Origin of the sequence: Paenibacillus sp. Soil750, from assembly GCF_001428045.1 — a bacterium.
Taxonomy (GTDB): domain Bacteria; phylum Bacillota; class Bacilli; order Paenibacillales; family NBRC-103111; genus Paenibacillus_E; species Paenibacillus_E allorhizoplanae.
In genome coordinates, this window is record NZ_LMSD01000040.1 from 180,679 (window position 1) to 194,029 (window position 13,351).

Genomic DNA, 13,351 nt, shown 5'->3' on the forward strand with positions numbered 1-13,351 from the left:
CACTTGTTTATACAACCACAGGAAAACCTATTACCTGATTATCATGAGCACATCAAAGTCGTCATTCTTGGTACGGGCACACCGAGGGCCTTTTACGGCAGGGCGAAGGCAGGCGTCGCTATTCTCGCAGGGGATAAAACCTTTCTATTCGATTGCGGAGGCGCGACCGTTGATCAATTGATTAAGGCGGGGATTATGCCGCAAAGGATTTCGGATGTCTTTTTCACACACCATCATAGCGATCATAATTCAGGGTTTTTCGATGTCTTCATCACGAGCTGGCGGACACATGTGATCGCGGATCGGGTTTTTGAGGGGCGAAAAGGGCCTATGAACGTCTACGGACCCACCACAACGAAGGAGATTATCGGCAAAATGAGAACGTCCTTCGATTTCGACGTAAATCTCCGAGTGAACTATAACTTCTCCGCGGGTGATGGGGCGGACATTCGTTATTTTGAAAACAACGAGGGTGTTGTTTACGACCAAGGCGGTATTAAAGTCACCGCTTTCGAAGTCAATCATAAACCTGTTGATCCTGCTATTGCCTATAAATTCGAATTCAACGGGAAGTCGGTGGTCATTTCCGGCGATACCATCCCGGTTGACAATATGATCAAATATAGTCGCGGTGCGGATTTACTTGTACACGAATCTTATAACAAAGCGTGGCTCGACGCGCTGATTGCCAAATTCCCAGAGCAAACCATTAGCCTGTCTAATCCAGCCAAGTATCATTCGACAACGCACCAAGTGGCCGAAATCGCCCGAGAAGCAGGTGTAGCCCATCTAGTGCTCACCCACCATATTCCTGCACCTGCAGCCACTGAGGAGGCGGAAGCTGCCTATATAGAAGGCATGGGGGACATCTATGGTGGTCGGATCACGATGGCGCGAGATTTAATGGCATTTGACCTCTCGTAATGAAAAGCAGCCCTGAGTTATTCGCCCAGGGCTGCTTCTTTATCTGCCACGCTTATTTAGCTGCTTTTTTCGCCCACTTGGCTTGCAGCGCACTTTCGATCTCCGTGTATACCTGCTCCGTTGTTTTACCATCCGTGGAGATGCCTAATTTGGCTGCTTTCTTGTTCACAGCCTCTGATTTCTTCGCTTGTTTCGCTGCTTTCTTTGCTTCTTTGGCAGCTTTCAAGGCTGTGCGGATTTCCTTTCCTGTTTTGCCATCCGTCGCGATACCCGCTTCGGTCGCTTTCGCTTGCAGCTTCGTTACAGCAGCCGCTTTCAGCTCTGTCTTAATCTCCTTGTTCGTTTTACCGTCTGTCGCTATGCCATAAGCTTGCGCTTTTTCTAATAAAAGTTGTTTCATAGGATGAAACTTGCTTGTCGAAGACGCTACTGCTGCATCTCCTTGTACATTTTCGGCGAAAGCCACCACCGGAACGGAACATACAATCGCACCTACCAACACTATTCCTGCTAACTTCTTCTTCAACATGTGGAATCACTCCTCGATTCGTTTAATGGCTGTATACCTTACGAACCCAATCTTATCTCATAGTTATGTCATAAGTTTGTCATGCGAGGGCATTTACACTGTTGGCAAAAAGATTTTGAAAACCGTCCCAGCCCCCAGCTGCGACTCGACACGAATCGAACCGCCGTGCGCTTCGATAATGTGTTTACAAATCGTTAAACCTAGCCCTGCGCCGGAGCGATTGCGGCTTTCGTCCGCTTTGTAAAACCGATCAAACAGATACGGAAGTTTCTCCGGTGCGATGCCCTGCCCATCATCCCAAACCTCGACCCAACGCTCATGTCTAATGGCCTTGACCCGAATTCCTGCTTGCGAGCCCTCCGGAATGTGGTTAATTGCATTGTCCAACAAGTTGATGAAAACCTGCCGCAGCCTATCGACGTCGGCCTGTACCGTATATGGCCCCTCACTATCTGCACTAAGCTCAATTCCCTTGCCTCTCGCCTTCATCTTCAACTGTGTCACGACGAGTCCAATTAACTCTGGCAGATCCACGACTTGCATAGTCAGCTTCACCTGCTTCTCCTCAAACGAAGACAGCTCCAGCAGATCATCTACCAAATGGCTTAATCGCAATGTCTCCTGGAGGGAGATATCGATGAATTCCTTGGCATCCTCTGGCTCCACCACGCCATCCGTGATGCCCTGCAGAGAAGCCCGGATCGTCGTCAGCGGTGTCCTTAGCTCGTGAGAAATTTCGGAGAGGAACCGCTTGCGGCCTTCTTCGACCTTTTGCAGCTTGCCGGCCATTCGGTTGAGCGATCCCGACAACGAGGCGATTTCATCTTTTCCGCGTACAGGCACCCTGCCGCTAAAATCCCCCAGTGCCAACGCCTCCGCCGTCTTGCTCATCTGCTGCAGAGGCTTCACAAAGTGCCGCGACACAAAGTAAAGAAGTGCAATAGCCAGCAGCGCAACCACGAGGGCAGATACATAAATAGCGCGATTAATCTCATTAATCGTACCTTGAATGTTCACGATAGGCGTATACAGGAAAATCGCCCCAACCACTCGGTTGTCCTGTAGGACTGGACGTCCGACGATCAGCATTTTGACAGGGCTATTCTGTGTAAATGTACTCTTCACCGTCACCGGGTTACCGGAGAGCACCTTCTCCACCCAGCCCAATCGGGCTGGAACTTCGCCTACCGCTTGGATTTTATCCAAGGTCGCTCGAGGATGTCGAATGACCGAGACGCGGACATTTGAGGTTTTCTCCATCGCATTAATTTGCTTGCGGAAATCCTTCTGAGCCGTCGAATTATCGAACAAATCCTTCGCTAGCTCCTCCACTTGCTCCACTTTTTCCAGCAAAAGCTTCTCGCTACGGTCATACGTCTTCTGCTTCATCGTGTAACCAATCGCGCCAGATATCGCTAGAATTGACACCACCGTAATGGCAATATATATAAATAATAGCTTGCGATAAAAGGAATTCAGCATACGCCAGGTCCCTCGAACTTATATCCCACACCCCACACCGTGCGGATACTCCAGTCCTCTTTCCCTGCTGTGAGCTTCTGCCTTAATCGTTTGATATATAAATCGACCACACGGTCCTCACCTTCGAAATCCCACCCCCAGATCTTAGCGATCAGATCCTCGCGCGTGAACACTTGGTTCGGATTCCGTACGAAAAACAGCAGCAACTCATACTCTTTCTTCGGTAAGGCTACCACCTGTCCATCAACCGTCACCTCATGACCTAGGCTGTCAATGCGCAAGCTGCCGACCTCATATACGTGTGCCGCAGGCGCCACTTGGGTGCGAAGCCCCGTCCGACGAAGGATCGATGTTACCCGTGCGACCAGTTCATTCGGGTCAAAAGGCTTCACCAAATAGTCGTCGGCTCCCATCCGCAAGCCTTCCACACGCTCATCCACGTGGCCTCGCGCCGTCAGCATCAGAATCGGCACATCGCTTTGTGCGCGGACCATCTGACAGACCGACCACCCGTCACGTTTCGGCAGCATAATATCCAGCACTATGAAATCGGGCTGCAGCTCTTTGAATCGAGCGAGCGCCTGCTCGCCGTCATTCGCGGTCGCCACCTCGAAGCCGTTCTTTTCCAAATACAGCTTCGTTATTTTACATATATTCAGATCATCATCTACGACTAATACCAATGTCACGTGTGGTCACGCTCCCTATTTGAAACCTTACCTTTTATATTACTGGATAATTGTGATGAAAAAATTTCTTTTTAGCGCATTCTAGTATGCTCTTTCTGATACACAAACAAATAGAACAATCCTTCAGCTTCCGTCGGCTGGGAGATTGCTCTGTTTTATCGTTATATGTCGTACATTTTATTCACGGTATTCCCATAGCCTTGTCACTTCCTCTAATTCGAGGTCATTAAATTGCATTTTATAAATATCAGGCTTCACGGTTTGATTCAAGAAATCGAATCCATATGTCGCATCAAAATGATTCATCATCAATGTCATAACGTTACCATGTGTGCCAATGGCTATCTTCTTTCCTTTATTTTCTTTTAGGATATCTCTCAATACGACCACCGCTCTTTGCTGGCAGGCTCTGTTAGACTCTCCACCTGGATAGGCATAATCAAAGTCATCGAACATCCGCTTCATCTCAGACATGAACTTTTCTGTAGGAATCAGATCATCTTCTCCAGAAAAATGTCTTTCCCGAAGATCTTCCACTATCTTAATCTCTTGTTCTAGTTCTTTAGCCAACCCCTCCAAGGTTAGAATGGCTCGCGCATAAGGGCTGGATATCAGCACGTCGATTCCTTCATCTTTTAATATCCTTGTGATGTCCTCAGCATTCAATTTCCCCTTGAGGGTAAGCCCCCTCGTTCTTTCATTTCCTTCTGTATAAGGGGATTCCGCATGTCTGACCATATAAATCGTCGTCTTCATGTAACCCACCCTCCCTAATTTGATTACAAATATTTCCTTACATTCATTCGAGAAATACTTTTGATCTCCTGCACAACAACATAGTTGTGAATCTCGAATCTCTTTTTCTCGCTTTACTGCGGTGGCGCTCACATCAGATGAAAAATTATAGTCACTCACAAGCTACGAACAATTGTGGCGGGAAGTAGGGGGAGGCAGGAGTGGTAAGTTGGAGTACATACTACCTTCAAAATTGCAAAAGAGCAGTTTTGAAAAGGGATTTCACTTGTTTAATGGGAATTGATGCAAAAAGGCATCAATTTGGGGCAGTATTTAAGATTTATCCTAAAAACAGATAAAAAGGATGCCCTTTTGCACGCATTTTCCAGTTTTGAGCAGAATGCTAGGGAAAAAGATGCCTATTTGCATTTTCAGAGGGTAATTTGGCTTCATACTAGCCACCTCCCCCTAAGCTTAGAGCTACCTTATTGCATGGCCTAAATCAGAAAACCCCCTAGCATCCGCTAAGGGGTTCTGTTCTAACTATGGATCCGTTCGTTACACCACGAACGAGCTTTTCAACGAAACGATCAAGTTAAACACCAAATGATCTGGTGTTGTGTACTTCGGATCCACGTTGAAGTAGCCGTGGCGGAAAAACTGGAATTTATCCTGTGGGCTCACGCTCTTCATGTTGTCTTCGACGAAACCTTGCACGATTTGCAAGGAATTCGGGTTCACTTTATCCATGAACGATGTCTCTTCTTCGCCTTCCTCATCGTCCAAAATCAGTGGCTCGTACAGGCGGAACTCCGCTGGTACAGCGCTTTTCGCATCCACCCAGTGGATCGTGCCTTTGACTTTACGGCCAGTGAAGCCGCTACCGCTCTTGGTCTCAACATCATAGGTGCAATGCAGCTCAACCACGTTGCCATCGGCATCCTTGATGAAGTCATTGCATTTGATGAAGTAGGCGTTTTTCAAACGCACTTCGTTGCCGGGAAATAACCGGAAATATTTGGCCGGTGGATTTTCCATGAAGTCATCTTGCTCGATGTAGATCTCGCGGGAGAATGGAATCATGCGATTGCCCATTTCTGGGTTCTCGGAGTTATTCTCCGCTTCTAGCATCTCCACGCCATCCTCGGGATAGTTGGTGATGACGACTTTGAGCGGATTCAGCACGCCCATCGTGCGCAGCGCCTTCAACTTCAAATCCTCGCGGATGAAGTGATCCAGCATGCGAGTGTCAACAACACTGCCACCGCCGCCTTTCGATACGCCAAGCTCACGAACAAAATTGCGAATCGACTCTGGCGTCAGGCCTCTACGGCGCAAACCCGATATAGTCGGCATCCGTGGATCGTCCCAACCGTCAACGGCTTTCTCATCGACGAGTTGTTTCAGCTTTCTTTTGCTCGTAACGGTATTCATTAAGGAAATACGAGCGAATTCATATTGTCTCGGCACATTCGGCATCTCACACTCACGAATCACCCAGTCGTAGAACGGACGTTGATCCTCGAACTCACTTGAACAGAGCGAGTGCGTTACACCTTCGATCGCATCTTCCAGTGGGTGCGCGTACGTGTACATCGGATAGATGCACCACGTATCGCCTGTGTTATGGTGATGGGCGTGAAGAATACGATAGATGACCGGGTCTCTAAGGTTAATATTCGGTGAGGACATATCAATTTTGGCACGCAGCACACGCTCGCCGTCTTTGAACTCACCTGCACGCATACGCTCAAATAGGGACAAATTTTCCTCTATCGTGCGTTCACGATACGGACTGTTTGTTCCACCTTGCGTCAGTGTTCCACGCGTTTCACGGATTTCATCAGCAGATTGGTCGTCTACATAAGCCAGTCCTTTGCGAATCAAGACTAATGCTCGGCTATACATCTCTTCAAAATAGTCCGAAGCAAAGAAAAGCCCGTCCCATTTAAAGCCCAGCCATGCTACGTCTTCTTTAATGGACTCCACATATTCAACATCTTCCTTGACTGGATTCGTGTCATCAAATCGAAGGTTCGTCAACCCATTGAAATCATCGGCAATTTCAAAGTTCGTGCATATCGCCTTTGCATGTCCTATATGAAGGTAACCGTTCGGCTCCGGGGGAAATCGGGTCACGACCTGACTGACTTTGCCTGATTTCAAATCTTCGTTTACAATGTTCTTAATGAAATTTGATATTGCGCTTACGTTAGCTTCAGCGTTTTTCGTTTCCATATGTGCCCAGCCTTTCTCCCACGGGTTAAAGTTTTATTTTCTATCATACACTATATGGTACTCAAATATAAAGGAGACATAGAGATGGAATCATTCGAGCATTACTTAGATCAATATGCAGAGCTTGCCATACGCGTCGGATTGAATGTACAAAAGGATCAAACCGTCGTCATCACAACACCGATTGCTTGTGCGGATTTCGTCCGCAAGCTGACGAAGAAAGCTTATGAAGCAGGCGCTAAAGACGTTGTAGTCGATTGGGATGACGATGAAGTGAAGGCGCTCCGCCTTAAGAACGCTTCCGAAGACACCCTGCAGACCTACCCTATGTGGCGGGCAACTGGCATGGAGGAAATGGCGAAGGACGGCGCTGCATTCCTGTCCATTTATGCGCCTAACTCGGACTTGTTCAAGGAAGTTGCCCCTGAACGCGTCGCAATGTCCAGTAAAGCAGCAGCAACTGCACGTGCAGGCTTCCTTTCCTATATGCGCAACAACAAGGTCAATTGGTTGATGGTCTCTTATCCGACGGCAGAATGGTCAGCGAAGGTATTCCCGAATTTGAGCGAATCCGAGCGAATTACACAGCTTTGGGAGCAAATTTTCAAGCTGACACGTGTAGACAAAGCAGATCCTGTTGCGGCATGGAAAGAGCATATTGCTACATTGACCGCAAAGCAGAATATGCTGAACAAGATGAAATATAAGCAGCTGCATTTCCAATCTCCAGGAACCGACTTATACATAGAACTAGCACCTAAGCATCAATGGGTTGCTGCAGGCAGTGAGACCGACAGCGGCATTTTCTTTGTACCGAACATTCCGACTGAGGAAGTGTTCACGATGCCAGCTCGTAACGGCACGAACGGTACAGTGCGCAGCACGCTGCCGCTGAGCTACCAAGGCTCATTGATTGATGGCTTCTCCCTAACCTTCAAGGATGGCCGCGTCGTCGAGGCAACCGCAGAAGTGGGGCAAGAAGTATTGAACAACATGCTGAATATGGATGAAGGTGCTCGTTATTTGGGTGAAGTGGCACTCGTGCCCTATGACTCGCCTATCTCACAATCAGGCCTCATCTACTACAACACACTTTTCGACGAAAATGCTTCCTGTCACGTCGCACTCGGCAATTCCTACCCGTTCACGATTGAGGGTGGAACGACGATGAGTGCCGAGGAGCTTGAGGCAAATGGCTATAACAAAAGCTTAATCCACGTGGATTTCATGATTGGTTCCAAAGATATGGCGATTGACGGGATCTTGGCAGACGGTACGCGTGAGCCCATATTCCGCAATGGGAACTGGGCATAAGACCCGTACAACAATAAAGACCGCTCCTACGTGGAAACTAATTTCCATGTATGGGCGGTCTTTCTCGCATCTAGTCCTCGTCTTCTGGACTCGGTGCACGCACCATGCCGGTCGTCAAGGTTTGCGTAACAGCCGCTTTCTTCAGCTTCCATTGGCCTTTGTGCCATTTCCACACCGAAGTGACATAGCCTAGTGTGTCCGCATTCGAGATACCTGTGATGCGCTGAACACCTTTCAGTTCACAGTAGCCATCCCGATCCACATCGACGGGCTTCAACAGGCTGTATGCATCTACATTAACAATGATTGGCTTCACAATTTTCCCTTGATTGTAAATGCCAAATTGCTCGTAAGCCTCCTTGCGATCCGCAATATCGAGGGTGAAGGATTTGCCGGTCTCCTCGATTTTCATCTTCACCTTATAATTATTCTTAAAGGTCGCTTTGACATGCAGCGGTTCCGGCATCGGGATTGCGGTGGGCACGTTATTTTTGAGCGAATAGATATAATTCGAGGTAAACCCGCCACTGCCGCCGGTATCAGAGGTTACATAGATCTGAGGCAGATTGTCATGGATAAAATCACAAAAATCCATCTTCGGATTATAACCGCCTTCTAGCGGAATCACGACCTGCGCCTGACCTTGTCCGGTGACGGAGATAAACAGCTTGTCATAATAAGGACTGTTCAGGTCCGATTTCAGACCGACAAGGGAGACCATCTCCAATTTACCGTCGCCTGTGACATCAATTTCACGCGTCTGGATGAGCTGACCTTGCCCACTCTGTGGAGGTGTTAGTTGTGAGGGGGGCGGAGGTACCTCTTGTGTAAAGGCCTCTGCCGATCCACCAAAGCTTAAAGCGCCACTCAAGAGCAGACCCATCGCTGCTACGCGCAGTGGGATTGTAAAACTTTTTCTAAACCGAGACATTGTTCGCACTTCCCATCATGGAATTGAATTCGGTTTATTATTCCAAATTTTCCATTGCGGTATGCGGAAAGTAACTACAAAAGAGGCGGTCTGCGATAATGCGTCGCCTGCTCGAACGCATACGCAAGCTTAATCAACGTCGGCTCACTGAATGCTCCGGCTGCAAACATGACGCCCATTGGCCCTTTGCTTGTGTACCCAGCGGGTACAATCAGCAGTGGATAGCCTGCCCTGGCGGCAATATCCTCGCCTTCATCTTTGGGAAAAAACAATGCATCGAGTTGATACGTGTGAAGGGCATGATCGATCCCTTGTGCTCGTGTGAGCTCTTGATATCTATGTAGACTCGTCAAATAAGTCTCTTCCGTAAGCGTCCCGTTGGCATCCTCTGACCATATCAGCGTGTCCTGCCCATAGACCAGCGCCTTTTCCGGATGCTGTTCATTGAATGCAATAATCTCATGTAAGGAATGCACAGGTGTCCTGGACGGATCTAGCTTGGCCAGGTAGGCGTTTAGATCCCTTTTGAATTCGTAGAGAAGCACATCGTAGTTCCAAACAGCATCTTGGCAAGGAAGCACCACATCATCTATGACAATCGCACCTTCGTCGCGCAATACTTGAATGGCCTGCACGGCAAGCTGCCGTTCTTCCTCATCCAACTGCCCATAATACCAACGTGGAATCCCTATTCTGGCTTGATGGAGCCCTCGACGATTGAGAAAAAGGGTATAATCACGATGGCCCTGACCGTCGCTAGCTATACTATGTGCATCTGCTGCATCTACACCTGTCATGGCGCCGAGCAGCACTGCCGCATCACTCACGGAGCGCGTCATCGGACCTGGTGTATCTTGACTGCTGGCAAGCGGAATTATGCCCGAGCGACTTAGCAGGCCAACCGTTGGCTTCAAGCCGACAAGACTGTTATGGCCCGCTGGATTGACGATAGATCCGGACGTTTCCGTACCAATGGCTCCCACAGCAAAATGAGCTGCAACCGCCGCACCAGATCCCGAACTGGAGCCTCCAACTTCATAAATACCAGGCCCATACGGATTTAACACCTGTCCGCCTCTTGAGCTATAACCGGATGGCATCGCCACCGCCATGAAATTGGCCCACTCTGTCATATTCACCTTGCCAAGCAGCACCGCACCAGCGTCACGCAGCTTGGCAACGATATACGCGTCTTCTGTCGCCACATGCTCCACCAAACAAATCGACCCAGCACTCGTGTGCATCAGGTCAGCAGTCTGAATATTGTCTTTAAGTAAAATCGGAATGCCATGCAGAGGACCCCGACTCCCACTTATTGCACGTTCTCGATCTAACGATTCCGCGATCTCTATTGCATCTGGATTCAGCTCCAGCACCGCATTAATTTTGCCATTATAGGTTTTAATTCGCTCCGTATAGTAAACAACCAAATCTACAGAGTTGATTTCCCGCCGTTCCATCGCAAGTTGAAGTGTGACAATATCTGCATTTGTCATCCATTCGTCCGAAATATGCGCCATCAACAACCGCCACCTCTCAACTATTCATGCTACACTTATTCCCTAGGTTTTCGGGTTTACCTTCTTTGAAAACAGGGATTTCCTTGCAGCTTTCTGGGCAACAAAGGATTTTCATCTGTATAATCGAATAAAGAATGAAGAATACGACCAGAATTTATGAGGTGTTCCTTTTGAAAATAGATCGTTTACTCGCCATCACCATGCTGCTGCTCAATCGTCGCCGTATTAGTGCCAAAGAGCTTTCCGAGCGGTTCGAGGTATCTATGCGCACCATTTATCGGGATGTGGAGGCCATTAACCAAGCTGGCATTCCGGTTGTTTCCTATGCGGGACTCAGCGGTGGTTATGAAATCATGGACCAATACCGGCTGGATCGTCAGTTTCTGTCCTTGGAAGAGCTGCAATCGATCATCACCGGCCTCAAAGGAATTCGCGCTTCCGTCCCCGACCAAGAAATCAGCAATTTGCTGGATAAGGTCGGCGCACTCGTCGCCAAATCCGAGCAACCCGATGCAGCCAGGCTGGGCAACCAGCTTATTCTTGATATGAATCCATGGAGCAGTGGGCATCAAAACACAGAGCAGCTTGCGGCTCTCCGCACCGCGATTAAGGAGACAAAACTCGTCACCTTTTCCTATATATCATCGCAAAGCGAACCGTCCGTGCGAACTGTAGAACCTATGGGCATTGTGGTCAAAGGATTTGGCTGGTATCTGTATGGCTACTGCTTGCTGCGTGAGGATTTCCGGATTTTTCGCTTATCCCGCATGAATGGCATCGACGTGCTTTCCCAAACATTCGAACGCAAACAAGAAACGTTGGAGAAGCTTGATTACCGTCGAGGCCAAAGAGACCCCTCCACCCTCATTACGCTCGTGCTGCACGCGCAGCCGAATATTAGGGCGCAGATCGAAGACTATTTCCGACCTGAGGATGTGACCATGCAGCCCGACGGAACACTGATGATTAGAGCGACGCAGCCCGATGAACCTTGGCTGCATGGCATGCTGCTCAGCTATGGTCCAAACCTACGCATTCTAGAACCCGCGCATATCGCTGCCATCATCAAAGAAAAGGCCGAAAAAATAATCGCCCTCTATTCGAATCACTGACACTCTGTTGTCAGCATTGTTTGTCTATACTAGGAATATGAAGAGTGCGTATCAACCAAGAGCAAGCATCTTTATGAAACTCTACCCCTGCTGACGACGTATCCATACAGGAATACCATGCTAGTGATGCCAATCTTTCTGGCGACAAAACCAAAGCCCATGCTAAAGATGACAGCTTTTCTGGTGAAAAACTTTGAGGAGGACAACCCCCATGATCAAAATGATTGAAGATTTTGCAACCGAATATACCCGCGAAGCGCAAGGCACCCAGCGCGTCATGGACGTCCTGACAGATGCTTCCCTTGCTCAGAAAATCACACCTGAACTCCGTTCGCTTGGACAAGTTGCTTGGCACATCGCCACAACGATCCATGAGATGCTATCTCGCACGGGACTGACATTCGCCGCCCCTGAAGGCGAGGAGCATGCTCCCGCTTCTGCCCAAACCATCGCTGACACCTACCGCGCCTCCGCTGCCGCAGCCATTGAAGCGATTCAGACGCAATGGACCGACGCGAAGTTGTTCGAGACAAGCGATATGTACGGCGATCAATGGCCTAACGGGCTTACACTGCGTATTCTCATCTCCCATGAAATTCACCACCGCGGTGAAATGATTGTCTTGATGCGCCAGGCTGGATTGCGCGTTCCCGATATTTACGGCCCGACGCGAGAAAGTTGGGTTGAAATGGGTATGCAGCCGTTGGTGTAGGGGATGTTATTGGGTAGCTCCTTTGGAAGTGGGAAGTGAAAGCAAGCAGTTTCGCTGGTGGAACACCAAATCTCCACTTCCTTTCGCCCATGTACTACACCCCTCTGCCCTATCGGCGGAGTTACAAATTGCATATAGTTGGATTTTCTGTAGCTAATTTCAGCAGAATGAGCCTTTTTAGATGAATAACTGGATTTCCTACAGCTAATCTAAGGTATTTGATCCAGAATTGTGCCTAATGGCTGAAATAGCGGGAGTTTTTACAGGTAATCTGCGAATAGGTTGAAATTCGCTGGAATTAGCTGGAGGTTTTCCAGTTAACACAGTCGATCGATCATCAACACAAAAAGTCGTCCAACAAGTCCTTATGGGCTTGTGGGCGACTTTTCTAGTTTTGGTATGTAGTAAAGTGTAGTTTGCTTTATGGGCTAAACCCTCCCCACCGAACCATCCTTATACCCCACGATCACCTGGCTCGCCAATCCGATAAAAAGACCATTCTCTACTACACCGGGAATACCATTAATAGCTTGATGGAGCTCAGCAGGGCTCAGGATTCTGTCGAAGTGGCAATCGATGATATAATTCCCGTTGTCCGTCACAAACGGCTGATTGTCAACAACTCTAACGTTGGGCTCGCAGCCAAGCGCTCGGAGCTTCCGAATCGTTAGTTCATAGCCAAACTTTACAACCTCAACAGGTAGTGGAAATGCGCCAAGCTGCGCAACAACTTTACTTTCATCCACCACAATAATCAGCTTCTTACTTGAAAAAGCGACGATTTTTTCCCGCAGCAGCGCACCTCCCCCGCCTTTGATTAAGTGCCAAGCCGAGTCGACTTCGTCGGCCCCATCTATCGTGACATCGATTTCTGAGATATCTGCAAAAGGAATAAGCGGAATGCCTAACTCCTTAGCCAAGTTCTCGGAGGCTACTGAGGTGGCAACAGCCTGAATGTGCAGGCCGTTTTGTACCCGAGCACCAATCCCTTGGATCGCCCAATAGGCCGTTGATCCCGTCCCCAAACCAACGATCATCCCATCTTGAATTTCCGTAATAGCTAGCTCTGCTGCTGCTTTTTTCGCTTCCATTTGTGCACGCTCCTCACTTCCACTGATTGAGTTCTATCCAGCTAGTTTAACACATAAAGGAAACCCAACGGAGT

The 13,351-nt window shown here is 48.6% G+C and carries 12 protein-coding genes; 4 read left to right on the forward strand and 8 right to left on the reverse strand.

What is annotated here, in order from left to right; genetic code table 11:
- Window positions 1-3 precede the first annotated feature (3 nt).
- On the forward strand, window positions 4-924 hold the full coding sequence (locus ASL11_RS28260) for an MBL fold metallo-hydrolase (protein WP_056622232.1): 921 nt from the start codon (window positions 4-6) through the stop codon (window positions 922-924).
- A 52-nt stretch (window positions 925-976) separates the two neighbouring features.
- On the opposite strand, the gene ASL11_RS28265 is transcribed toward ASL11_RS28260, so the two are convergent.
- The 5 genes from ASL11_RS28265 to ASL11_RS28285 all read right to left on the reverse strand — a co-directional run bounded on the left by ASL11_RS28265 (window position 977) and on the right by ASL11_RS28285 (window position 6,597).
- The gene (locus ASL11_RS28265; RefSeq protein ID WP_056622234.1) at window positions 977-1,453 is read right to left on the reverse strand and encodes a hypothetical protein; all 477 of its coding nucleotides are present in this window, start codon (window positions 1,451-1,453) and stop codon (window positions 977-979) included.
- Between the two features lie 93 nt (window positions 1,454-1,546).
- Window positions 1,547-2,935 carry a sensor histidine kinase gene (locus tag ASL11_RS28270; protein WP_056622237.1) on the reverse strand — a complete coding sequence of 463 codons (1,389 nt, stop codon included), beginning with the start codon at window positions 2,933-2,935 and terminating at the stop codon, window positions 1,547-1,549.
- Window positions 2,929-3,624, reverse strand: a complete 696-nt coding sequence (locus tag ASL11_RS28275) for a response regulator transcription factor (protein ID WP_063795708.1) — start codon at window positions 3,622-3,624, stop codon at window positions 2,929-2,931. The genes ASL11_RS28270 and ASL11_RS28275 overlap by 7 nt, the downstream gene beginning before the upstream one ends.
- Window positions 3,625-3,801: 177 nt before the next feature.
- Entirely contained in the window at window positions 3,802-4,380 is a 579-nt protein-coding gene (locus ASL11_RS28280) for a histidine phosphatase family protein (protein WP_056622240.1), read from the reverse strand.
- A 537-nt stretch (window positions 4,381-4,917) separates the two neighbouring features.
- Window positions 4,918-6,597: a glutamine--tRNA ligase/YqeY domain fusion protein gene (locus ASL11_RS28285; protein ID WP_056622241.1), complete on the reverse strand. Its 1,680-nt coding sequence runs from the start codon at window positions 6,595-6,597 to the stop codon at window positions 4,918-4,920.
- Between the two features lie 84 nt (window positions 6,598-6,681).
- On the opposite strand from ASL11_RS28285, the gene ASL11_RS28290 reads away from it, so the two are divergent.
- The gene (locus ASL11_RS28290; protein ID WP_056622243.1) at window positions 6,682-7,911 is read left to right on the forward strand and encodes an aminopeptidase; all 1,230 of its coding nucleotides are present in this window, start codon (window positions 6,682-6,684) and stop codon (window positions 7,909-7,911) included.
- A 70-nt stretch (window positions 7,912-7,981) separates the two neighbouring features.
- Here ASL11_RS28290 and ASL11_RS28295 read toward each other — a convergent pair whose 3' ends face one another.
- On the reverse strand, window positions 7,982-8,842 hold the full coding sequence (locus ASL11_RS28295) for a hypothetical protein (protein WP_056622245.1): 861 nt from the start codon (window positions 8,840-8,842) through the stop codon (window positions 7,982-7,984).
- 74 nt (window positions 8,843-8,916) lie between these two features.
- Entirely contained in the window at window positions 8,917-10,362 is a 1,446-nt protein-coding gene (locus ASL11_RS28300) for an amidase family protein (RefSeq protein WP_056622247.1), read from the reverse strand.
- Window positions 10,363-10,532: 170 nt separating this feature from the next.
- Between ASL11_RS28300 and ASL11_RS28305 the strand changes: the two genes are divergently transcribed.
- Together ASL11_RS28305 and ASL11_RS28310 are read left to right on the forward strand one after the other, a co-directional pair.
- Window positions 10,533-11,474, forward strand: a complete 942-nt coding sequence (locus ASL11_RS28305) for a helix-turn-helix transcriptional regulator (RefSeq protein ID WP_235550601.1) — start codon at window positions 10,533-10,535, stop codon at window positions 11,472-11,474.
- Between the two features lie 193 nt (window positions 11,475-11,667).
- Entirely contained in the window at window positions 11,668-12,186 is a 519-nt protein-coding gene (locus tag ASL11_RS28310; protein WP_327205120.1) for a DinB family protein, read from the forward strand.
- 428 nt (window positions 12,187-12,614) lie between these two features.
- On the opposite strand, the gene rpiA is transcribed toward ASL11_RS28310, so the two are convergent.
- The gene (rpiA, locus tag ASL11_RS28315; protein WP_056622253.1) at window positions 12,615-13,277 is read right to left on the reverse strand and encodes a ribose-5-phosphate isomerase RpiA; all 663 of its coding nucleotides are present in this window, start codon (window positions 13,275-13,277) and stop codon (window positions 12,615-12,617) included.
- Between the last annotated feature and the right edge of the window lie 74 nt (window positions 13,278-13,351).

What these genes read in the sequence shown, in the direction of transcription:
- ASL11_RS28290 (WP_056622243.1), top strand. Translation starts at nt 6,682, where the DNA reads ATGGAATCATTCGAGCATTACTTAGATCAATATGCAGAGCTTGCCATA.
- ASL11_RS28300 (WP_056622247.1), bottom strand. Translation starts at nt 10,362, where the DNA reads ATGGCGCATATTTCGGACGAATGGATGACAAATGCAGATATTGTCACA.
- ASL11_RS28295 (WP_056622245.1), bottom strand. Translation starts at nt 8,842, where the DNA reads ATGTCTCGGTTTAGAAAAAGTTTTACAATCCCACTGCGCGTAGCAGCG.
- rpiA (WP_056622253.1), bottom strand. Translation starts at nt 13,277, where the DNA reads ATGGAAGCGAAAAAAGCAGCAGCAGAGCTAGCTATTACGGAAATTCAA.
- ASL11_RS28270 (WP_056622237.1), bottom strand. Translation starts at nt 2,935, where the DNA reads ATGCTGAATTCCTTTTATCGCAAGCTATTATTTATATATATTGCCATT.
- ASL11_RS28265 (WP_056622234.1), bottom strand. Translation starts at nt 1,453, where the DNA reads ATGTTGAAGAAGAAGTTAGCAGGAATAGTGTTGGTAGGTGCGATTGTA.
- ASL11_RS28280 (WP_056622240.1), bottom strand. Translation starts at nt 4,380, where the DNA reads ATGAAGACGACGATTTATATGGTCAGACATGCGGAATCCCCTTATACA.
- ASL11_RS28285 (WP_056622241.1), bottom strand. Translation starts at nt 6,597, where the DNA reads ATGGAAACGAAAAACGCTGAAGCTAACGTAAGCGCAATATCAAATTTC.